The organism is Stenotrophomonas sp. BIGb0135 (assembly GCF_024810105.1).
Lineage (GTDB): Bacteria > Pseudomonadota > Gammaproteobacteria > Xanthomonadales > Xanthomonadaceae > Stenotrophomonas > Stenotrophomonas maltophilia_AB.
The window spans coordinates 122,321-143,602 of sequence record NZ_JANUDX010000005.1 but is presented as its reverse complement, the minus strand read 5'-3'; the positions used below and the strand labels follow the sequence as shown (position 1 = coordinate 143,602).

At 68.6% G+C, this 21,282-nt stretch carries 19 protein-coding genes and 1 riboswitch; of the genes, 8 read left to right on the top strand and 11 right to left on the bottom strand.

Annotated features, from left to right (window positions below):
- Positions 1-821: 821 nt before the first annotated feature.
- Entirely contained in the window at positions 822-1,133 is a 312-nt protein-coding gene (locus M2421_RS12660) for a hypothetical protein (protein WP_259207181.1), read from the top strand.
- 66 nt (positions 1,134-1,199) lie between these two features.
- Here the strand turns inward: M2421_RS12660 and fabB are convergent, their stop codons facing one another.
- The gene (gene fabB, locus M2421_RS12655; RefSeq protein ID WP_259207179.1) at positions 1,200-2,408 is read right to left on the bottom strand and encodes a beta-ketoacyl-ACP synthase I; all 1,209 of its coding nucleotides are present in this window, start codon (positions 2,406-2,408) and stop codon (positions 1,200-1,202) included.
- The gene (gene fabA, locus M2421_RS12650; RefSeq protein WP_038690696.1) at positions 2,408-2,923 is read right to left on the bottom strand and encodes a 3-hydroxyacyl-[acyl-carrier-protein] dehydratase FabA; all 516 of its coding nucleotides are present in this window, start codon (positions 2,921-2,923) and stop codon (positions 2,408-2,410) included. Before fabA ends, fabB begins: the two co-directional genes overlap by 1 nt.
- A 243-nt stretch (positions 2,924-3,166) precedes the next feature.
- Here fabA and dinB point away from each other — a divergent pair, with 243 nt between their 5' ends.
- Positions 3,167-4,249: a DNA polymerase IV gene (gene dinB, locus M2421_RS12645; protein ID WP_259207175.1), complete on the top strand. Its 1,083-nt coding sequence runs from the start codon at positions 3,167-3,169 to the stop codon at positions 4,247-4,249.
- A gap of 629 nt (positions 4,250-4,878) precedes the next feature.
- Here the strand turns inward: dinB and M2421_RS12640 are convergent.
- Positions 4,879-5,793 (bottom strand): MBL fold metallo-hydrolase, encoded by a 915-nt coding sequence (locus M2421_RS12640; protein ID WP_259207173.1) that lies wholly within the window; start codon positions 5,791-5,793, stop codon positions 4,879-4,881.
- A 536-nt stretch (positions 5,794-6,329) separates the two neighbouring features.
- Positions 6,330-6,968 (bottom strand): NAD(P)H-binding protein, encoded by a 639-nt coding sequence (locus tag M2421_RS12635; RefSeq protein ID WP_259207171.1) that lies wholly within the window; start codon positions 6,966-6,968, stop codon positions 6,330-6,332.
- Positions 6,969-7,065: 97 nt separating this feature from the next.
- Between M2421_RS12635 and M2421_RS12630 the strand changes: the two genes are divergently transcribed.
- Both M2421_RS12630 and gph read left to right on the top strand, forming a co-directional pair.
- Positions 7,066-7,968 (top strand): LysR family transcriptional regulator, encoded by a 903-nt coding sequence (locus tag M2421_RS12630; RefSeq protein WP_259207169.1) that lies wholly within the window; start codon positions 7,066-7,068, stop codon positions 7,966-7,968.
- 110 nt (positions 7,969-8,078) lie between these two features.
- A complete protein-coding gene (gene gph / locus M2421_RS12625; RefSeq protein ID WP_259207166.1) occupies positions 8,079-8,729 on the top strand; it encodes a phosphoglycolate phosphatase in 651 nt (216 codons plus the stop codon).
- Positions 8,730-9,142: 413 nt separating this feature from the next.
- Here the strand turns inward: gph and btuB are convergent, their stop codons facing one another.
- Complete coding sequence (gene btuB, locus M2421_RS12620) at positions 9,143-10,984, bottom strand: TonB-dependent vitamin B12 receptor (protein WP_259207164.1); 1,842 nt, start codon at positions 10,982-10,984, stop codon at positions 9,143-9,145.
- Positions 10,985-11,105: 121 nt separating this feature from the next.
- Positions 11,106-11,338, bottom strand: a riboswitch (cobalamin riboswitch).
- A gap of 152 nt (positions 11,339-11,490) precedes the next feature.
- Here btuB and M2421_RS12615 point away from each other — a divergent pair.
- Complete coding sequence (locus M2421_RS12615) at positions 11,491-12,069, top strand: histidine phosphatase family protein (RefSeq protein WP_259207163.1); 579 nt, start codon at positions 11,491-11,493, stop codon at positions 12,067-12,069.
- Here M2421_RS12615 and M2421_RS12610 read toward each other — a convergent pair whose 3' ends face one another.
- Together M2421_RS12610 and M2421_RS12605 are read right to left on the bottom strand one after the other, a co-directional pair.
- A complete protein-coding gene (locus M2421_RS12610; RefSeq protein WP_259207161.1) occupies positions 12,070-12,441 on the bottom strand; it encodes a TfoX/Sxy family protein in 372 nt (123 codons plus the stop codon).
- Positions 12,438-12,920: a GAF domain-containing protein gene (locus tag M2421_RS12605; RefSeq protein ID WP_259207159.1), complete on the bottom strand. Its 483-nt coding sequence runs from the start codon at positions 12,918-12,920 to the stop codon at positions 12,438-12,440. Before M2421_RS12605 ends, M2421_RS12610 begins: the two co-directional genes overlap by 4 nt.
- Before the next feature lie 74 nt (positions 12,921-12,994).
- On the opposite strand from M2421_RS12605, the gene bioD reads away from it, so the two are divergent.
- Complete coding sequence (bioD, locus tag M2421_RS12600; RefSeq protein WP_259207419.1) at positions 12,995-13,681, top strand: dethiobiotin synthase; 687 nt, start codon at positions 12,995-12,997, stop codon at positions 13,679-13,681.
- Between the two features lie 165 nt (positions 13,682-13,846).
- Here the strand turns inward: bioD and M2421_RS12595 are convergent, their stop codons facing one another.
- From M2421_RS12595 to msrB, 4 genes are all read right to left on the bottom strand, one after another.
- Positions 13,847-15,265, bottom strand: a complete 1,419-nt coding sequence (locus M2421_RS12595) for a PLP-dependent aminotransferase family protein (RefSeq protein ID WP_259207157.1) — start codon at positions 15,263-15,265, stop codon at positions 13,847-13,849.
- Between the two features lie 600 nt (positions 15,266-15,865).
- Positions 15,866-16,606, bottom strand: a complete 741-nt coding sequence (msrA, locus tag M2421_RS12590) for a peptide-methionine (S)-S-oxide reductase MsrA (protein WP_259207155.1) — start codon at positions 16,604-16,606, stop codon at positions 15,866-15,868.
- Positions 16,607-16,622: 16 nt separating this feature from the next.
- Positions 16,623-18,398 (bottom strand): cytochrome c biogenesis protein DipZ, encoded by a 1,776-nt coding sequence (locus M2421_RS12585; RefSeq protein ID WP_259207153.1) that lies wholly within the window; start codon positions 18,396-18,398, stop codon positions 16,623-16,625.
- A 36-nt stretch (positions 18,399-18,434) separates the two neighbouring features.
- Positions 18,435-18,941 (bottom strand): peptide-methionine (R)-S-oxide reductase MsrB, encoded by a 507-nt coding sequence (gene msrB / locus M2421_RS12580; RefSeq protein ID WP_259207151.1) that lies wholly within the window; start codon positions 18,939-18,941, stop codon positions 18,435-18,437.
- A 148-nt stretch (positions 18,942-19,089) separates the two neighbouring features.
- Here msrB and M2421_RS12575 point away from each other — a divergent pair, with 148 nt between their 5' ends.
- Positions 19,090-19,809, top strand: a complete 720-nt coding sequence (locus tag M2421_RS12575; RefSeq protein WP_259207149.1) for a response regulator transcription factor — start codon at positions 19,090-19,092, stop codon at positions 19,807-19,809.
- Positions 19,806-21,272 carry a HAMP domain-containing sensor histidine kinase gene (locus M2421_RS12570; RefSeq protein ID WP_259207147.1) on the top strand — a complete coding sequence of 489 codons (1,467 nt, stop codon included), beginning with the start codon at positions 19,806-19,808 and terminating at the stop codon, positions 21,270-21,272. The genes M2421_RS12575 and M2421_RS12570 overlap by 4 nt, the downstream gene beginning before the upstream one ends.
- Positions 21,273-21,282: the final 10 nt, after the last annotated feature.

The window sequence follows — 21,282 nt, the reverse complement described above, 5'->3', positions numbered from 1 at the left end:
CGGGGCGTTGGACCCGGGGCGTCGGACCAAGGGCGTCGGGATGGTGCCATGCCGGCAACCCCGATGGCGCTTTGATGGGTGTTGCCTTCGGACGCGCACGCCGCGCTGCGCGCGGTTGCCGAGCATGGCTCGGCACTACCGGTCATGCGCGGTGCGGGATTGCCGGGGTGTCATCCGGTCACGCGTTATGTTGGATCGCCCGCACGGCATCCGATCACGTGGCCTGATGCCACATCGGTAGAGCCGAGCCATGCTCGGCTGCTCTCCGTTCCGGCAACATGACCGCCGAACCCCGGGCGTCGGGCTGGTGCCATGCCGGCAACCCCAATGGCGCTTTGATGGATGTTCCCTTCGGACGCGTACGCCGCGCTGCGCGCGGTTGCCGAGCATGGCTCGGCACTACCGGTCATGCGCGGTGTGAGATTACCGGCGCGATCCGATCATGCGCGACGCGGGATTGCCGGCGGGTGATCCGGTCATGTGCGATGCGGGATTGCCGGCGCGTGATCCGGTCATGCGTGGTGCGGGATTGTCGGCGCGTCATCCGGTCATGCGCGGTGTGAGATTGCCGGCACGTGATCCGGCCATGCGCGGTGCGGGATTGCCGGCGCGTCATCCGGTCATGCGTGATGCGGGATTGCCGGCACGTGATCCGGTCATGCGTGATGCGGGATTGCGGGCACGGCATCCCGCATCACGTGGCCTGACGCCACGTCGGTAGAGCCGAGCCATGCTCGGCTGCTCTCCGTTTCGGCAACGTGACCGCCGAACCCCGGGCGTCGGGCTGGTGCCATGCCGGCAACCCAATGGCGCTTTGATGGATGTTGCCTTCGGACACGTATGCCGCGCTGCGCGCGGTTGCCGAGCATGGCTCGGCACTACCGGTCATGCGTGATGCGGGATTGCCGGCGGGTGATCCTGTCATGCGTGATGCGGGATTGCCGGCGGGTGATCCGGTCATGCGTGATGCGGGACTACCAGCGCGTGATCCGGTCATGCGTGATGCGGGATTGCCGGCGGGTGATCCTGTCATGCGTGATGCGGGATTGCAGGTACGGCATCCGGTCATGTGGCCTGATGCCACGTCGGTAGAGCCGAGCCATGCTCGGCTGCTCTTCGTTCCGGCACCATGAACGCCAGACCAAAGAAAAAAAGCCCGGCGCATTGGCCGGGCTTTCTCGTCACGCATCAACCGCGCATCACACCCGGCCGAACACCAGCGCCGCGTTGGTGCCGCCGAAGCCGAAGCTGTTGGACATCACCGTGTTCAACTGCGCCTCCTGGCTGGCGCGCACGATCGGGAAACCTTCGACCAGCGGGTCGAGTTCGCCGATGTTCGCCGAGCCGGCGATGAAGCCGTCGCGCATCATCAGCAGGCAGTAGATCGCTTCGTGCACGCTTGCCGCGCCCAGCGAGTGGCCGGACAGGGCCTTGGTCGAGGACAACGGCGGGATCGATTCGCCGAACACTTCGCGCACCGCCTTCAGCTCGGTGACGTCGCCCAGCGGGGTCGAGGTGCCGTGCGTGTTGAGGTAGTCGATCGGGCCGGACAGGTTGGCCATGGCCATGTTCATGCAGCGCACCGCGCCTTCACCGGACGGGGCGACCATGTCGGCGCCGTCGGAGGTCACGCCGTAGCCGACCAGTTCGGCGTAGATGCGCGCGCCACGGGCCACGGCGTGGTCGTAGTCCTCCAGCACCAGCATGCCGCCGCCGCCGGCGATGACGAAGCCGTCGCGGTCCTTGTCATACGGGCGCGAGGCCGAGGCCGGGGTCTCGTTGAAGCGGGTGGACAGCGCGCCCATGGCGTCGAACATCACGCTCATCGACCAGTGCAGGTCTTCACCGCCGCCGGCGAACATCACGTCCTGGGCACCGTGGCGGATCAGGTCGGCGGCCGCGCCGATGCAGTGCGCGGAGGTCGCGCAGGCGGCGGACAGCGAGTAGCTCAGGCCCTTGATCTGGAACGCGGTGGCCAGGCACGCCGACACGGTCGAGCACATCGTGCGCGGCACCATGTACGGGCCGACCTTGCGCACGCCACGCGCGCGCAGGATGTCGGCCGATTCCACCTGCCACTGGCTGGACCCGCCGCCGGAACCGGCAATCAGACCGGTGCGCGGGTTGGCGACCTGGCTCTCGTCCAGGCCGGCATCGGCGATCGCATCGCGCATGGCGATATAGGCGTACGCCGAGGCGTCGCTCATGAAGCGCTTCACCTTGCGGTCGATCTGCGCGTCCAGGTCCAGTTCGATATTGCCGCCGACGTGGCTGCGCAGGCCGGCTTCGGCGTGGTCGGGCAGGGTGCGGATGCCGGCACGGCCCTCACGCAGTGCGCTGGACACCGTGTCCAGATCGTTGCCCAGGCACGAGGTAATGCCCATTCCGGTAATGACGACGCGACGCATCAGAAGTTCTCGGTGGAGGTGAACAGACCTACGCGGAGGTCCTTGGCGGAATAGATTTCGCGGCCGTCCACCAGCATGCGGGCGTCGGCCTGGGCCATCACCAGCTTGCGGTTGATGACGCGGGTGATGTCGATTTCGTAGCTGACCAGCTTCGCTTCGGGCAGCACCTGGCCGGTGAACTTCACTTCGCCACAGCCCAGGGCGCGGCCGCGGCCGGGGGCGCCGAGCCATGTCAGGTAGAAGCCGGTGAGCTGCCACATGGCATCCAGGCCGAGGCAGCCGGGCATGACCGGGTCGCCGATGAAGTGACAGCCGAAGAACCACAGGTCGGGGCGGATATCCAGTTCGGCGCGTACCAGTCCCTTGCCGTGGGGGCCGCCGTCGTCGCGGATGTCGGTGATGCGATCGAACATCAGCATCGGATCGTTGGGCAGGCGACCGCTGCCCGGGCCGAACAGTTCACCGCGGGCGCTGGCCAGCAGTTGTTCGCGCGAGAACGCGTGGAGACGAGTCATGGAAAGCGCAATCCTGAAGAAGTTGCCATCGGGTGAAGCCGGCCCTGGGGCGGCTGTGTTGCTGGGTTACAAGTGCGCAAGAGTGCAGAGGAAAAGTGATTCAATCAAACGTTTTAACCGTACGCTGGCGTAGTGTTTTCAGCTTGAAAAACGCATGTTGTTGTTATGAAAAGACCATACTCAGGCGTGTGGCTGTAATCTTGTTCATCTAGCAATCCGCTTCCAGGCCCGAGCCTTCCCGACGTGTCCGTTCTGCGCAAAATCATTCACGTGGACATGGACGCGTTCTACGCGTCGGTGGAGCAGCGCGACGATCCGTCGCTGCGCGGGCGGCCGGTGGTGGTGGCGTGGAAGGGCGCACGCTCGGTGGTGTGCGCGGCATCGTACGAGGCGCGGGTGTTCGGGATCCGGTCGGCGATGCCGGCGTTGCGCGCGGAGCGGCTGTGCCCGGACGCGGTGTTCGTGCCGCCGGACTTCGTGCGCTACAAGGCGGTGTCGCGGCAGGTGCGGGAGATTTTCCTGCGGCATACCGATCTGGTGGAGCCGCTGTCGCTGGACGAGGCGTACCTGGATGTGACGGTGCACAAGGGCGGGATGACGGTGGCGACGGAGATCGCGGAGATCATCCGGGCGCAGATCCGGGAGGAGACGCGGTTGACGGCGTCGGCGGGGATCGCACCGAACAAGTTCCTGGCCAAGATCGCCTCGGATTGGCGCAAGCCGGATGGTCAGTTCGTGGTGCCGCCGCATCGCGTGGAGCGCTTCCTGACGCCGCTGCCGGTCAATCGCGTGCCGGGCGTGGGCAAGGTGATGGAGGCCAAGCTGGCCGAGCTGGGGATCGCGACGGTGGGTGATCTGCGCGCGTTGCCGCTGGAGCAGCTGGAAGGGCGGTTCGGCAGTTTCGGTGCGCGGTTGTACCACCGCGCGCGGGGGATCGATGAGCGTGCGGTGGAGCCGGACCAGCCGGTGCAGTCGATTTCGTCGGAGGATACGTTCGCCGAAGATCTGCCGCTGGATGCACTGGACGCGGCAATCGTGGAGCTGGCGGGAAAGACGTGGCAGGCGACGCGGAAGACGGAGCGGGTGGGGCACACGGTGGTGCTGAAGTTGAAGACGTCGCAGTTCCGGATCATTACGCGGAGCTTTACGCCGGAGTCGCCGCCGGAGTCACTGGAAGAGTTGCGCGATATCGCGTTGGCGTTGCGGTCGCGGGTGGATCTGCCGGCGGAGACGCGCTATCGGTTGGTGGGGGTGGGGTTGGGGGGATTCCGGGAGCGTGAGGCGGTGAGCCAGCCGGGGTTGTTCGATCATCTTGATGACTGTTGAGCGTTGGGTGGCGTTTGAAGATCTACGTCAACGTCAACGTCAACGTCAACGTCAACTGCAACTGCAACTGCAACTGCAACTGCAACTGCAATAACGTCAAAAGCCGTGGTGTCCTTGTGCCGACGGTTTGGGCGGCGTGGGTGGGGCTGCGGGACACGCCGTGAATCCATCCCTGGAGGCTCGCGTGCGCCATCCATGGCGCACGACGGTCCCGCAACCCCACCCACGCCACCCTTTGATACCGTGTCGGTGGGCAGGGGAAGTGCAACGGCTACTGCAACTGCAACTGCAACTGCAACGGCAAGTGCAACGGCAAGTGCAACGGCAAGTGCAACGGCAAGTGCAACGGCAAGTGCAACTGCAACTGCGACTGCGACTGCGACTGCTAGGAGCAGTACCCTGTTTAGGGAGGCGGCATTTTTTTCAGTTGGGTTGCATTGGGATCGATCGCCGACCGTGCTTCATCATCTGGCGGTGGCATGAGCTGCGAACGATGCGGTGCCTCATCGCTGGCGGCAGTTTGTGCCGCAATCGGGTCGCATCCCGATGGATCGCCGATCGTGTTTCAACATGCGGTGATGGTTCGAGCTGCGAAAAGTGCGGCGGTTCTACCTCGCTTCAATCCAATGTCACGGCCACTGCATTTCACCCTTGGCGACCTTCGCACTCACCTCCAACGAGCTGACGCCCTGGAGGGTGGGGTAGCGTTTCTTCATCGCGGCAATCAACGCATCGGCGTTGCGGCTGCGTGCGGTTTCTTCGTCGAAGGCGCGGATGTAGGCCGCTGTGAAATCGAGGGCGCTGCTGTCCAGTTTCGCGCCACTGGCGTAGTGGCCAGGGATGACGCGGGCGGGCTTGAGGGCCTTGATGGTGGCGAGGGTGGCGAGCCACTCGGCATGCGACTGCGCGCTCTGGGTGTCGGCCATCCAGACGTGTTCGCCGGCGACGATGGGAATGCCGCCGAGGACGGTGCGCAGGGAGGGAATCCAGACGACGGTGCGGTCCGGGGTCGGGCCGTCGAGGCCGATGATGCGCAGCGGCTGGCCGTCGAGGGTGAGGGCGGTGCCGTCCAGCACCTGCGGGATGACGATGCGTGCGGGTTTGTCGGCGCCCATCTGCGGGCCCCAGTAAGCGAGTTTGCCGGCCTGGGTGGCGGTGATGTGGGCGACGGTCTGGGCGGTGGCGACGATGCGGGCGTCGGGGAACGCGTCCTGCAGGGTGGCCAGGCCGAAGTAGTAGTCCGGGTCGCCGTGGCTGATGTAGATGGTGGTGAGGTGCTTGCCGGAGTCGCGGATGCGCTGCACCAGCTGGGCGGCGTCGGAGGCGGCGAACTGGGCGTCGATCAATACGGCGTCGTGCTGGCCGGTGATCAGGGTGGAGGCCACCGAGAACAGCGCCGGGTCGCCGGGATGGTAGGGCTGCACGTGCAGTGCATGGGTCTGGGCGGCGGCAGCCGCGGCCTCGCTGATGGCGGGGGCGGTCACGCCAAGCGCGGTGGCGACGGCCAGTGCTAGCGTCAGGGCGGTGCGCGAGAAGTTCGGCATCTCAAGGTTTCCTGTGCGGTACGGCCCCGGCATCACGCCGGGACGGGGTAGAGCCGAGCCATGCTCGGCTGCTCTATCGGCGCCGACCACAGGCCGGCGCTTCGGTACAGCCCCGGCATCACGCCGGGACCGGGTAGAGCCGAGCCACGCTCGGCTGCTCTATCGGCACCGACCACCGGCCGGCGCTTCGGTACAGGCCCGGCATCACACCGGGACCGGGTAGAGCCGAGCCATGCTCGGCTGCTCTATCGGCGCCGACCACCGGCCGGCGCTTCGGTACGGCCCCGGCATCACGCCGGGGCCGGGTAGAGCCGAGCCACGCTCGGCTGTTCTGTCGGCGCCGACCACCGGCCGGCGCCTCGGTACGGCCCCGGCATCACACCGGGACCGGGTTAGAGCCGAGCCATGCTCGGCTGCTCTATCGGCGCCGAGCACCGGCAGGCGCTTCGGTACGGCCCCGGCATCACACCGGGACAAGGTAGAGCCGAGCCATGCTCGGCTGCTCTGTCGGTGCCGACCACCGGCCGGCGCCTGCTTCAATACGCAACCGTCGCGATCTGGCGCACGTACTGCGGCGTCTCGATCTCACTGACGAACGCATCGGCGTAGTCGGCGTAGCTGATCCGGCTGTGGCCGTCGGCGGCCGCGAGGAAGGTTTTTGCCTGGGTGCGGAAGCCGCCGCGCTGCGGACCCGGGCCGATCTCGGCAGCGGGGGAATAGAAGGTCCAGTCGAGGTCATCGACGGCCTGCAGCTGCCTGAGCGTGTCGCGCGCGGCCAGGGCGACCGGCTTGTAGGCGTCCGGGAAGCCCTCGGTATCCACCAGCTGCACGCCGGGGGCCACTTCCAGGCTGCCGGCACCGCCGACCATGATGAAGCGCGGCACGCCGGCCTGGCGCGCAGCCTTGACCAGCGCCGCGCTGACGCTGGTGACGGTGCCGGGCGCATCGCCCGGACGCGGGCCGAAGGCGCTGGCCAGCACATCGTGGCCGGCGATCACCGCCGCCAGGGCATCGGTATCGTCCAGCGCGGCGACGGCCAGCTGGGCGCCGTCCAGTTCGGCCGGCAGGTCGTTCTCACGGCGCACGATGGCGGTGACCTGATGACCGCGGGCGAGGGCCTGGCGGGCGATTTCACGACCGATGTTGCCGGTGGCACCAACGAGGGCAATCTTCATGGGGGCGGATCCGTTGAGGAAGGAAGGCCAGCGTATGCGCCATGAATCGTACGAAAAACCGCGTATAACGGTCTAATTTGTTGCACGGATCGATCAGATGGACCGGATAACCGCGATGCATGTGTTCGTGGAGGTGGTCGAGCGCGGCAGTCTCACCGCCGCGGCCGAGGCGCTGGAGATGTCGCGGGCGATGGTCACCCGCTACCTGGCCGAGGTGGAGCGCTGGCTGGGCGCGCGGTTGCTGCACCGGACCACGCGCCGGATCAGCCTGACCGCGCCCGGCGAGGCGGCGCTGCTGCGATTCCGGCAGATGCTGGCGATCGGCGATGAGCTGCATGGCGAGCTGGCCACCGACAATCCCGAGCCGCACGGGTTGATCCGGGTCACGGCGAGCGTGTCGTTCGGGCAGATCCACCTGGCCGCGGCGGTCGCCGATTTCGTCAAGCGCCACCCGCTGACCCGGGTGGAACTGCTGCTGGTGGATCGGGTGGTCAACCTGGTCGAAGAGCGCGTGGATATCGCCGTGCGCATCTCGCGGGCGATCGACCCGGGGCTGATTGCGCGCTGGCTGGCGCCGTGCCGCTCGGTGCTGTGCGCGGCGCCGTCGTACCTGTCCGAGCGGGGCACGCCGACCACCGCCGACGAACTGGCCGGGCACAACTGCCTGACGCACCATTACGTCGGCAAAAGCGTGTGGCACCTGCAGCGCGACGGCCGTGCGATCGCGGTGGCGGTAGGCGGCAACATCAGCGCCAACGAAGCTTCGCTGCTGCTCGAAGCGGTGCGTGCCGGTGCGGGCATCGCGATGCTGCCGACCTACCAGATTGCCCCGCTGCTGCGCAGTGGCGAGCTTGTTGAAGTGCTGCCCGAGTACGACGTGGAAGGCCTGGGCATCCATGCGGTGTACGCATCGCGCCGGCAGCTGCCGACGATCATGCGCAGCTTCCTGGATTTCCTGGTGGAGCGTTTCGCGAGCACGGATTTCCTGGCGCGGATCTGAGGACGACGTGCGTCGCCTCGCACGCGCGGTGCAGTCAAGTGCGGGTGAGCGGGCGCGCCCAGCGCGCGGCGTACACTGTGCCTTCCCACGTCGTTGAAGCGAGTCGCGTCTTGTCGTATCCGTATCCGTTGGTGGTGTTCGATCTGGATGGCACGCTGGTGGACAGCGCGGCCGATATTGCCGAGGCGCTGAACCGCACCCTGCAGGACTGGCAGTTGCCGCGCGTGCCCGAGGCCACGGTGCTGACCTGGATCGGCGATGGGGTGCGGCGGCTCGTGGAACAGGCCTTCGATGCGGCGGGCAGCCAGACCGACCTGGACGCGGTGATGCCCGGTTTCATGCGTCACTACGAAGCCTGCCTGCTGCGCAGTCCGCGCCTGTTCGACGGCGTCGAGCCGGCCTTGCAGGCATTGCAGGCGCGTGATGTGCGGCTTGCCATCTGCACCAACAAGCCATCGGCTCTGGTGGCGCCGCTGCTGCAGCATTTCGGCCTGCAGGCGGTGTTCGCCGTGGTGCTCGGCGGCGATTCGCTGCCCGAGCGCAAGCCGAGCGGCGCACCGCTGCGGTATATCGCCGCGCACTTCGGCGTAGCGCCGGAGGCGGCATTGATGGTGGGCGACTCGATCACCGATTACCTCGCTGCCGTCGATGCGGGCATGCCGGTGGCGCTGGTGCGCTATGGGTATCCGCGCGGGCTGGACCTGGACACCGTCCAGGCCGTGGCGGTGATGGATGACCTTCAGGAATTGCTGGCGCTATAGCGCGGGTGAAGCCCTGGTCCACGGAGCAGGCGTGGGGTTGGTGAGACGGCCGGTGGTTGGTGTGTTTTGCTGGTCCAAGGCTGCTTGCCCGCTGTCTTGGGTGTTGTTGGGGGAGCGGGAGCGCGTCGCGCCTTGGTGGCGCGACGGCTGGAAAGGCTGCCGAGCATGGCTCGGCACTACGGCATGCCTGGGGTGGAGCGGCACTCGGGCTGCCGAGCATGGCTCGGCACTACGGCATGCCTGGGGTGGATCGGCATTCGGGCTGCCGAGCATGGCTCGGCACTACGGATGCCTGGGGTGGATCGGCATTCGGGCTGCCGAGCATGGCTCGGCACTACGGATGCCTGGGGTGGATCGGCATTCGAGTTGCCGAGCATGGCTCGGCACTACGGGATGCCTGGGGCGGCCCGGCATTACCTCGGCTGGTAACGCACGCTCAGGCGGTACTCGCGGCCGGGCTGGTTGTACCAGCCCACCGTTTCGTACTCGCGGTCGAACACGTTGCTGACCCGACCCAGCACCGACCAGTCACGGCTCAGCGCGTATTCCAGGCGCAGATCGACCGTGCCGTAGCCGGCCAGGCGCACCGTGTTGGCCGCATTGTCATAACGCTTGCCGGCACCGTTGGCCGTGATGCCCGCGCGGAAGCCGCCGAAGCTGCGGTCGATGTCCAGGCGGGCGGTGTTCTGCGCGCGGCGTGCCAGCCAGTTGTCGAACTGCGCGCTGCCATCGGTGCGGTTGCGCGGATCGGTGTGGCTGAGCTGGGCATTGACGTCGAAGCCGGCCCAGGCGATCGCGCCGGTCAGTTCCGCGCCACGGATACGCGCCTTCTCCACCTGCGACATCATGAAGGTGGTGGCGTCGTAGGTGATCAGGTCATCGATGCGCGTTTCGTACACATCCAGGCCCCAGCGCCAGCCGTCGCCCTGCTGGGCGATGCCGAGGTTGGCGCTCTTGGAGGTCTCCGGATCCAGGCCCGGCACGCCGCTCCACGGATCGTAGAGGTCGCTGAAGGTCGGCGCCTTGAAGGCGGTGCCGTAGCTGGCGTTGAGGCGGAAGCCGCTCCCCAGTTCCATGCCCCAGCCGAGGCTGCCGGTGGTGTGGTTGCCGAACTGTTCGTTGTCGTCGTTGCGCACGCTGGCCTGCAGGTGGTGCGCGCCGAAGCGGCCCTGGTACTGCAGGAACACGCCGGTGTTGTCGCGGCTGTCGACCAGGTAGCCGGCGCTGCTGCCGTCCAGGTTGTCCTGGCTCCAGTCGACGCCGGCGCTGAGCAGCTGGCCGTCGGCGATGTCGATGTCGGCCTGCGCCGAGGCGCTGTCGCGGTGGGTCTGCGCCGCGCCCAGCCAGGTGCTGCCGTTGTAGTTTTCCGACTCGTTGTCGGCGCGGCCGACGTTGACGGTCAGGTTGAAGCGCTCGCCGGGGCTGTAGCGGACCTTGCCGCCGAGCACCTGCTGCAGCGTCTCCGAGTAGTTGTAGTAACCGTCGTAGTGGTTCTCGCCCTTGGCGCGCAGCGCGGTGCCTTCCACGCTCAGCGCGTCGGTCAGCGCGTAGCCGCCACGCAGGCTCATGGACAGGTTCCGGTAGCCGTCGCGGTCGGGTTCGTCGGCGCCGCAGCCGGCGAACGTGGCCGCATCGCCGCGGCAGGCGTTGATGCCGTCGGTGTGCTGGTAAGCGATGTCGGTGCCGAACCAGCCGCGCTCGCCGCTGCCGCCGAAGCCGCCGCTGGCCTCGCGCAGGCCGTTGCTGCCGCCGCCGAGTTGCAGGTGCGGAGCGAAGGTGCCGGTGTTGCGGCGGGTGAAGATCTGGATCACGCCGCCGATTGCATCGGCGCCGTACAGGCTGGACTGCGGGCCGCGCACGATCTCGATGCGTTCGATCTGCGCCAGCGGCAGGTCCTGGATCATCGCCAGGCCGAGGTCGCCGGTATTGATCCGCACGCCGTCGACCAGCACCAGGGTGTGGGCCGAGTTGGTACCACGCAGGAACAGCGAGCTCTGCTTGCCGAGGCCACCGCTGTTGTTGAGGTTGATGCCGGCACGGCCACGCAGCAGGTCCTGCAGCGAGGGCGCCTGGCTGCGCTCGATCTCGGCGCGGTCGATCACCTGCGCTGGCGAGATGCTGTCCTGCAGGGCGATCGGGGTGCGCGTGGCGGTGACCAGCACCTGGTCCAGCGCGGCGGTGTCGTCCTGTGCGGATGCCAGCAGCGGCAGGGCCGACAGTACGGCCAGGGAAAGAACGCGGGTTTGCAGCTTCATCGATGACTCCATGCACCGCGCACGCCCGCGCGGCAAGGGGTGGGGATGATCGCGCTGCAGGGAGTCACTCGACGGAGAGCGGGCACACGGCGCCGCTTGCCGCCGCCATGCCCGCCGCATCGCAACCAGTCGTCTTCCAGGCCGGTCTCCGGGCTCGCATGTCGATGGCGGTGCCATCGCGCCAGGCGCCTTCCCATGCCGGAGCACAGTGGCGTGTTGCCTGGTGTATCCATGCTTACCGTTGCGGGGGCAGCGCCGGAGTGGCGGCGTGGCACAGGGCCTGACGCGTCACCGGCTTCCCGTTTCAACCTGGCGGCATCGCAGCCCCAGGTCACCTGAAAGTGCGCGCAGTCTAAGCCATCGGCCGGGGGGATGGAGCGCAGCGGTTAGAATATGCCTCGCTTTTTCGATGTGATCTCCATGACCCCACTGTGGTTGCAGCACTCCGGCACCGACGCCCGTGACCCCCACCGGCCCGTCGCAGCGGGTCGCCGGCGGGGCGTGGCATGATCCTCGACCTGATCCGCCACGCCAGCACCGGCCGCGATGGCCACCTGGACGGTCGCACCGACCCGGCCCTGGACGAAGGCAGTACCGATGCCCTGTGCGCCCGGTATGCCGCGCTTGGCTGGGAACGCGTACTAAGTTCGCCGCGACAACGCGCGCTGGCCACCGCCGATGCGCTGGCGCTGCCGCGCGGGCTGGCCGTGATCGCCGATGACGAGTGGGAAGAACTCGATTTCGGGGACTGGGATGGCCAGGCGCTGGACGCACTGCCGATGCAGCAGCTGTCGTCATTCCACCTGGACCCGCATGCCAACCCGCCGCCGCATGGCGAGAGCTGGGGCCACTTCGAGCGGCGCATCGTGCGTGGCCTGCATCGCCTGCTGGATGAGCCCGACGCGCCGTCCACGCTGATCGTCAGCCACGGCGGACCGTTGCGCATGGTGTTGTCGCAGGTCTGCGGGATGCCCATGGCGATGTGCTGGGCGCTGCGCATCGATCACGGCACGCGGTTGCAGCTGCGCGTGGAGCGCGAAGGCGACCGCCTCTGGGGCGAGCTGCTGGAACTGCAGCAGGCCTGATCAGGCGCGCTCGTCGTCCGTGTCGAACGGCGGCGCATCGCCGCTGTCGTCGTCATCGCGGCGCTCGGCGGTGCGGTCGTAGACCGGGCCGGACGCCGGCGGGGCCTTTTTCAGCGGCTTGTCGGCGATGATCGCGTCGTACTCGGCGACCAGTTCGATCCGGCGCGCTTCCGGCAGCTCCTGCCAGTGGCAGTCCTGCAGCGCGCCTTCCAGCGAGTAGAGCAGGTTGAGGCTGGGCTTGAAGCCGGCCCGGCGAACCTTGACGAAGGCGCCGACCGCGCCGATCGCGGTCAGCTCCTCGGGCGTGCGCAGACCGACCTGGCGCAGCCATGCCGCGCTCTTGGGACCGATGTTGCGCAGCTTGACGCTCATCCCAGCGCCTCCACGAAGACCGCGGCGATCGCTTCCAGCCCGGCCTGGTCCTCGGCATCGAAGCGCGCCAGTGACGGGCTGTCCAGGTCGAACACGCCGATCAGCGTATCGCCCTTGACCAGCGGCACCACCAGTTCCGAGCGCGACGCCGAATCGCAGGCGATGTGGCCGGGGAAGGCCTCCACGTCCTCGATGCGCTGGGTCACCCGCTGGCTGGCGGCCGCGCCGCACACGCCCTTGTCCAGCGGGATGCGCACGCAGGCGGGCAGGCCCTGGAACGGGCCGACCACCAGCTCGGTGCCGTCGTAGAAATAGAAGCCGACCCAGTTGAGGTGCGGCAGCGCGTGGTAGACCAGCGCGGACAGGTTGGCTGCATTGGCGATGCGGTCGCGCTCGCCATGCACCAGCGCGCGGGCCTGGGCCAGCAGCTGGCCGTACTGTTCCGGCTTGCTGCCGGTGAGCGTGGAAGTATCGAACATGGGCCGAGTCTAGCAAGCAGCGGGCTGCGCCGGGACCGTCGATAATGCACCGCACCTTCCCGACCGCTACGCCGATGACCGCCAATCCGCCCCCCGCCCTGTACGTGACCGGTACCGACACCGGCATCGGCAAGACCTTCGCCAGCTGCGTGCTGCTGCACGCCTTGCGCCGGCAGGGCGGCCGCGCGGTGGGCATGAAGCCGGTGGCCAGCGGCTGTGAGCTGACCGCGGACGGCCTGCGCAACGAGGACGCCACCGCGCTGCTGGCGGCCAGCGACCCGCGCCCGGCCTATGCCGACCTCAACCCGTACGCCTTGCCCCTGCCGCTGGCGCCGGAGCTGGCCGCCGCCGAAGCCGGCGTGAGCCTGGCGCTGGCGCCGATCGAGGCCGCCTTCGCGCGGTTGCGGGCGCAGGCCGACACGGTGGTGGTGGAGGGGGTGGGCGGCTGGCTGGCACCGTTGTCGGGCACGCTCGACCAGGACGACCTGGTCAAGGCGTTGCGGCTGCCGGTGGTGATGGTGGTCGGCCTGCGCCTGGGCTGCCTCAACCACGCGCGCCTGACCGCCGCGGCGATCGCGGCCAGCGGGGCAACCTGCATCGGCTGGATCGGCAACGAGGTGGACCCGCAGATGGCGCGCATCGACGACAACATGGCCTTGCTGCGCGCGCGCCTGGCGATGCCCTGCCTGGGGCGGCTGCCGTTCGCGCCCGGGGCGGACCCGGCCGGGTTGGCGGATTGCCTGCGCCTGCAGGAGGCGTAAGGCGTCCGAGCGCGGCGAGGCAGCCACGCATGGCGTGGCGCTACCCTGGCCGGCCCCAACCGGGTAGAGCCACCCCATGGGTGGCTGGCGCGACCATGGCAGGGTTCCAATCCGCGTAGAGCCACCCCATGGGTGGCTGGCGCGGAGTGCGGTTGAGGGGAGCGTTCATCCGCCGCGCAGGGCGCAGGCCAGTCGGCCCAGCGTGCTGATCGCCGCCACATAGCGCTCGTCCAGCTCCTGGCAGCAGGACAGCCGCAGGCAATGCCGGTAGCGCGCGCCGCGCGAATAGACCTGGCCGGGCATGAACACCACGCCGTGCGCCAGCGCCTGCTCGAACAGCTCGCCGGTGTCGATGCCCGGCGGCAGTTCCACCCACAACAGGAAGCCGCCGGTGGGCTGGGTGGCCAGGGTGCCGGCGGGGAAGTGCTGGGCGATCAGGCTGCGCACGCGCCGTACCTGGTCGCTGTACAGGCGACGCAGCCGGCGCAGGTGCTGCTCATAACTGCCCGCTTCCAGGAACGCGCCGACCGCTTCGCCGAGCAGGCGCGGTTCGGCCCCGGTGGACTGGAACTTGAGCAGCTGGATGTCCGCAGCGAAGCGCCCGGCATCGAGCCAGCCGACCCGGTAGTCCGGGGCCAGAGTCTTGGAGAAGCTGCTGACCACCATCACCCAGCCATCGTCATCGAACGCTTTGAGCAGGGGCGACAGCGGCTCCTGGAACTGCAGTTCGGCGTACACCGCGTCTTCGATCAACGGAATCCGATGGTGGTTCACCAGCGCGGCCAGCCGCTGCTTCTCGGCCACCGGCATGGTGAAGCCAAGCGGGTTATGCACGCTCGGCATGGCCACGATCGCGGCCAGCGCGCCTTGTTCGAGCTGCGCGGCGACGGCGCCCACGTCCAGCCCGAGGCGCGGGTCGGTGGGCAGTTCGATCGCCTTCAGGCCCAGGTTGCTGAGCAGTGGATACAGGTTGAAATACGACGGCGCTTCGATGCCCACGGCATCGCCCGGCCGGGTGACCGCACGCAAGGCGAGCTGCAGCGCTTCCATCGCGCCGTGGGTGAGCACCAGGCGTTCGACGCTGGTGTGCAGCCCGAGCCGCGGGCCGCGCCGCACGATCTGTTCGAGCAGGCGGGTAGCGGCATTGGGGCGCGCGTAGGTTTCCACCATGCCGGCGCGGCGCAGTACCTGTGCGGTGCTGCGGGCGAGCTTGTCGCCGGGATAGAAGCGGCGGCCCCGGGGCCCGGCGAAGGCGAGGTCGACGATGCCGGGCTGCTGCTGCGCCGCCAGCACACGGGCCATCATCAGCTGCTGGGCCTGGGTGGTCGCCAGCGAGGGGGCCTGGCGCAGCGAGCGGGTGGGCTCGGCCAGGCGCGCGCTGACCACGAAGCCGGCCTTCGGCTGCGGCACCACCAGCCCGGCGTCTTCAAGCTGGCGATAGGCGGCGATGACCGTGTTGAGGCTGAGCTGGCGCTGGGCGGCGAGACCGCGCAACGAGGGCAGCCGCGTGCCCACCGGAAGCCGGCCGCTGTGGATCGCATCGGCCATTTCGTCGGCCAGGGTCTGGTAGAGGTTGGCTGCCATCGGGTGCCCGCAGGAATCTGTAACCATGCGGATGGCCAAACACTGGCTCTGTATCCGCTTCCTGGCGCAGCCTAGCATGGTCCTGTCAGCGCGCCAGGCCACCGCCGCCGCGCATCCTGGCCATTCCCTCGCGCACGGCGGTGCGGTGTTCGCCGTGCGTTTTTTTCAGATCAACGGCCGGCGTGTGCGGGCTTTCGCTGGTTTGGGCGGGTACGGGTGCGCTTGCGGGACACGCCGCAAGTACGTCCCTGTAGGCTCGCGTACGCCATCCATGGCGTACGACGGTCCCGCAAGCCCACCCGTACCCGCCCCAGACAGTCGGCTGGGGCGCAGCGAACAGGCTCAAGCACAGCTACAGCGGCAGCCGCAGCGAAGCATCAGCTACAAGCATCAGCCTTGCTGTCTTTGCTTCGCGCTTCCAGGGTTTTCGACGGCTACCAGCCCACTGTCTGGGACGGGGGTGTGGGGGTTCGCGGGACCGTCGTACGCCAGGGATGGCGTAAACGAGCTTACAAGGATGTACTTGCAGCGTGTCCCGCGAACCCACACACCCCCGACCAGCGCGGGAGAAGCGGACATCGACGATCTACAGGAAAAGCATCACCGCGCAGACAACGTCGACACCAACCTCGGCTTCTCGCGGTACAGCGCCGGATACTGCTGCTTCAGGGCCGCCACCTTGGGCGCATCGTTGATCTGGATGTACTGAGATTCCGGATGCAGGGTGAGGTAGTTCTGGTGATAGCCCTCGGCCGGGTAGAAACGCTTGCCGCCGTCGACCTGGGTGACCACCGGCGCCGCATACGCCTTGGCGCGCTGCAGCTGGTCGATATAAGCGCGCGTGGCGTCGCGTTGTTTGGGGTCATCGACGTACACCGCCGAACGGTACTGGGTGCCGCGATCCGGACCCTGCCGATTGAGCAGCGTCGGGTCATGCACCACCGAGAAGAACACCTGCATCAGTTGTCCGTAGCTGACCTTCGACGGATCGTAGGTCACCTGCACCGCCTCGGCATGGCCGGTGCGGCCACTGCCCACGCGCGGATAGCTGGCATCGGCCGCGCTGCCGCCGATGTAGCCCGACACCGCGTTGTCCACCCCGTTGATGTGCTGGAACACCCCCTGCACGCCCCAGAAGCAGCCACCAGCGAAGACCACCTGCGCGCGCGTGATGCCGGGTTGTCTGACATCGGCGCTGCCGCTCGGTGCGGGCACGGTGACCGGCGCCTGTGCCTGCGCGGCATGCACCGGGCCATCCACACTCAGCACGGCGGTGAGCGTGAGTGCCGCGATCACCGCGGCGATGCCGCCGGCAACCAGTTTGTCCATTGCGATCTTCATCGAAGGCCTCCAGGGCTCAACCGAACGTAAAGGCGTAGGCGTGCACACCCGGATCGAGGAACTCGATCTCGAACGTCCGTTCGCGCACCTCGCCGGATTGGCGGATCAACTGATACAACCGGTGCCCGCCGACCTGGCCGCTGCCGTCGGCCGACACATCGCCGCCGGCGGCAGCACCCGGCGGCTGGCCGTCGATGCGCACGCGGAAGCGCACCGGCCTGCCATCCACCGCCGGGGCCAGCACCAGGTGCAGGTCGCGGGCATGGAAGCGGAAGGCGATGCGGCCCCCGGGCGCCTCCAGGCGAGCGTCTTCATCGCCCACCGTCCAGCGCCCGCCCAGCGCCCACTGGTTCAGCGCCAGCGTGGCCGGCACGGTGTAGTCGGTGGCCCGGTCCGGCTGCTGCCCGCCGGGCGAGGCGAAGCTCTGCGCGCGTGCATGGCCGAGGTAGGTCTCCGGCGACTTCAAGTTGCGCATGTCCGCCTGTTGTTCCACCCCATCGCGCGGTGTCGCGCCCGCCATCGCCATCGCCTGCGCCGGCTCGCCGGGCAGCGTGTTGCCGGCCTCGCGCAGCAGTTGGCGGATGATCTGCTCGGACTGGGCGTAGTTGCCTTCGCCGAAGTGGTGCGCGCGGATACGGCCCTGTGCATCGATGAAGTAATGCGCCGGCCAGTAGCGGTTGTTGAAGCCGCGCCAGATCGCAAAATCATTGTCGATGGCCACCGGGTAGGTGACCTTCAGGTCCTTCACCGCGCCCTGCACGTTGCCCAGGCTGCGCTCGAAGGCGAACTCCGGCGCGTGCACGCCGATCACCACCAGGCCATGGTCGCGGTAGCGCTCGGCCCACTCGCGCACGTAGGGCATCGCGCGCAGGCAGTTGATGCACGAGTAGGTCCAGAAATCGACCAGCACCACCTTGCCGCGCAACGCCTCGGCGCTCAGCGGCGGGCTGTTGAGCCAGCCGGTGGCCCCGGCCAGCGAGGGCAGGGTGCCTTCGACCGGCAACGGCGTACCCGCCGGTGCGTCGGCGGCCATCATCATCGATCCGCCTTCCGCCGGCCCCTGGACGGGCAGCACATCCAGCAGGCCCTGTTCCAGCTTGGCCGTGCTCACCGTGGACAGGCGGGTCAGCACGCCGGTGTCCCAGCCCATGCCGATCGCCACCACCGCCACCAGCGCGGCCACGCCCAGCGCGCGGCGGATCCACTCGCCCACGCCCAGGCGCTGCTTGAGCGCGGCGAACACCCGCCCGCCGATCCAGATCGCCAGGGCCAGCGAGGTCGCCGCGCCCAGCGCGTAAGCCAGCAGCAGCCCGCTGGTGCCGACGCTGGCGCCATGCAACGCCGCGCCGGTGAGGATCAGGCCGAGGATCGGCCCGGCGCACGGTGCCCACAGCAGGCCGGTGGCGATGCCGATCAGCAGCGAGGTGCCCACCCCGCCGCGGCCGGCGTCACTGGCGGCATCGGCCGATGCGCTCAGCCGCGCGCCCAGGCGCTGGAACGGCGACAGCAGCCGGTTGGCCAGCGACGGCCAGAGCAGGGCCAGCGCGAACACGGCCATCACCACCAGCGCGATCCAGCGCCCGATCTGGTTGGCCTGGGCCACCCATTGGCTGCCGACCGCCGCCAGGCTGGCCACCACCGCGAACATCAGCGTCATGCCCACCAGCAGCGGCAACCCGCTGCGCAGGAATGGCCGGTCCGAACGGGCGAACACGAAGGGCAGCACCGGCAGGATGCACGGGCTGAGGATGGTGAGTACGCCGCCGAGGTAGGCCAGGACAAGCAGGAACATGGTCAGATCCTTCCAGGATGCAGGGGAAAGCGGCGCTCAGGCCGCGCTGAAGCTCATCGCCACGCCGTTCATGCAATAGCGCAGCCCGGTGGGGCGGGGACCGTCATCGAAGACGTGGCCGAGGTGCCCCCCACAACGCCGGCAATGGGCCTCGATGCGGATCATGCCCAGGGTGGTGTCGCGGTCTTCCTCGACCGCGCCATGCAGCGGTGCCCAGAAGCTGGGCCAGCCGGTGCCGCTGTCGAACTTGGTGGAGGAGGAGAACAGCGGCAGCGCGCAGCCGGCGCAGTTGAACGTGCCCCGCCGGTGTTCCTTGTTGAGCGGGCTGCTGAACGGCCGTTCGGTGCTCTGCTGGCGCAGCACGGCGTACTGCGCCGGGCTGAGCTGTTCACGCCACTGCGCGTCGGTGCGCATCACCTCGAAGCGACGGGCCGGGGCGGCCGGTGCGGCCGGGGCCGGGCCGCTGCACGCGGCCAGGCCGAACAGGCCGGCGGCGGCCGTCATGGCCCCCATGCCAAGCACATTGCGACGGGAGTAACGCATGGCCGATCTCCAGGTCTGGATACGATGCGGCCATGCTGCGCCCGGCCCGGTCAACGAATCCTCACGCAGGATTAAATTTTCCGTGACACATCCGGGGGCGGATCGGCCGACAATGCAGGCCATTCCCCAGACCGGCCCGCCCGTACCGATGAGCAGCGCCAAGCGTGTCCTGATCGTCGAAGACGATGTCCACATCGCCAACCTGCTGCGCATGCACCTGCGCGACGAGGGCTATGAGGTCACCCATGCCGCCACCGGCGACGAGGGCCTGGCCCTGCTCGAGGCGCAGCCGTGGAGTGCGCTGGTGCTGGACCTGATGCTGCCCGGCGTGGATGGGCTGGAAATCTGCAAGCGGGCCCGGGCGATGACGCGCTACACCCCGATCATCATCACCAGTGCGCGCGCCAGCGAAGTGCACCGCATCCTCGGCCTGGAACTGGGGGCGGACGACTACCTGGCCAAACCGTTCTCGATGCTGGAGCTGGTGGCACGGGTGAAGGCGCTGCTGCGCCGGGTGGAGGCGATGGCGCAGAACGCGCGCATCGATGCCGGTGAAACCGAGGTGGCCGGGCTGCGCATCGACCCGGTCGCACGTACCGCCCAGGTCGAGGGTCGAGCGCTGGAACTGACCCCGCGCGAGTTCGACCTGCTGTACTTCTTCGCCCGCCATCCCGGCCAGGTGTATTCGCGGATGGACCTGCTCAACCAGGTCTGGGGCTACCAGCACGACGGCTACGAGCACACCGTCAACACCCACATCAACCGGCTTCGCAACAAGATCGAGCGCGACCCGGCCAGCCCGCAGCGCATCCAGACGGTGTGGGGCCGTGGCTACAAGCTGGTGGGCGGCGACGGAGACGCGTCGTGATCCGGCTGACCCTGTCCCAGCGCCTGTCGGTGGTGTTCTGCGCCCTGCTGCTGGTGTGCTGCGGCGCGCTGATGTGGATCCAGATGCGCAGCACCGCCATGCATGAGCAGGAAACCGTGCAGCGCTTGTCGCGCGGGCTGGCCGAGCACATCGCGCGCAGCGGTGAACTGATGGATGCGCGCGGCATGCGCGGTGGCGAGGTTCGCGCGCTGTTCGGCAAGCTGATGGCGGTCAACCCCAGCGTCGAGGTGTACCTGCTGGACGACGAGGGCCGCATCCTCGGCCACGATGCGCCCGATGGACACCTCAGGCGCGACCGCGTGGACCTGGCGCCCGTCCGCGCGCTGCTGCGCGACGAGCCGTTGCCGATCCTCGGCGACGACCCGCGCAGCGCGACCGGGCGCAAGGTCTTCAACGCCGCGCCGCTGTGGGTGCAGGGGCGCCAGGCCGGCTACATCTACGTGGTGCTGGTGGGCGAGCAGCGCGAGGTGCTGGCCGCCAACATCGCCGCCAACGCGACCCTGCGCACCACCTTGTGGTCACTGGCGATCCTGGCCGCGGTCGGGCTGTTGGCCGGCGTGGTGGCGTTCCGCTGGGTTACCCGGCCGCTGCGCCAGCTGACCCGGCGCATCCAGGCCTTCGACGTGGACGCCGCCGGCGCCGGCACGCCACTGCCGCCGACCCCGCTGCGTCCCGGTGAGCGCGACGAACTGGCCATCCTGCAGCACAGCTTCGGGCACATGGGCCAGCGCCTGGGCGAGCAGTGGCAGCAGCTGCGCGAGCAGGACCTGCAGCGCCGCGAGCTGGTGGCCAACATCTCGCACGATCTGCGCACGCCGCTGTCCTCGCTGCACGGCTACCTGGAAACGCTGGCCCTCAAGGACGCCACGCTCAGCGCCGACGAGCGCCAACGCTATCTGTCGATCGCCTTGTCGCAGAGCCACAAGGTCGGGCGCCTGGCCCAGGCCCTGTTCGAGCTGGCCCGGTTGGAACACGGCGGTGTCGTGCTGGACCGGCAGGCGTTCTCGCTGCCGGATCTGGTCCAGGATGTGTTCCAGAAATTCGAGTTGGCTGCGGAGTCGCGCCGGCAGGCACTGAGCGCCGATATCGCGCCCGGGTTGCCGCCGGTGGTGGCGGACCTGGCCTTGATCGAGCGGGTGCTGACCAACCTGCTCGACAACGCGATCCGACATACCCCCGAAGGTGGCCGTATCACCGTGACGCTGCGCGCGGCCGACGGCGAGGTGCAGGTCAGCGTGGCCGACAGCGGCCCCGGGATCGCGCCGGAGCGGCGCGACACGTTGTTCACCGCGATGCCTGCGCTGGGCAGCCAGCGACCGGACAGTGGCGGGCTGGGCCTGCTGATCGTGCACCGCATCCTGCAGCTGCATGGGCGTGACATCCGTCTGCTGGAGAGCCGGGAAGGCGCGTTGTTCGTGTTCTCGTTGCCCGCCGCGCGCTGAGCAGCACGCG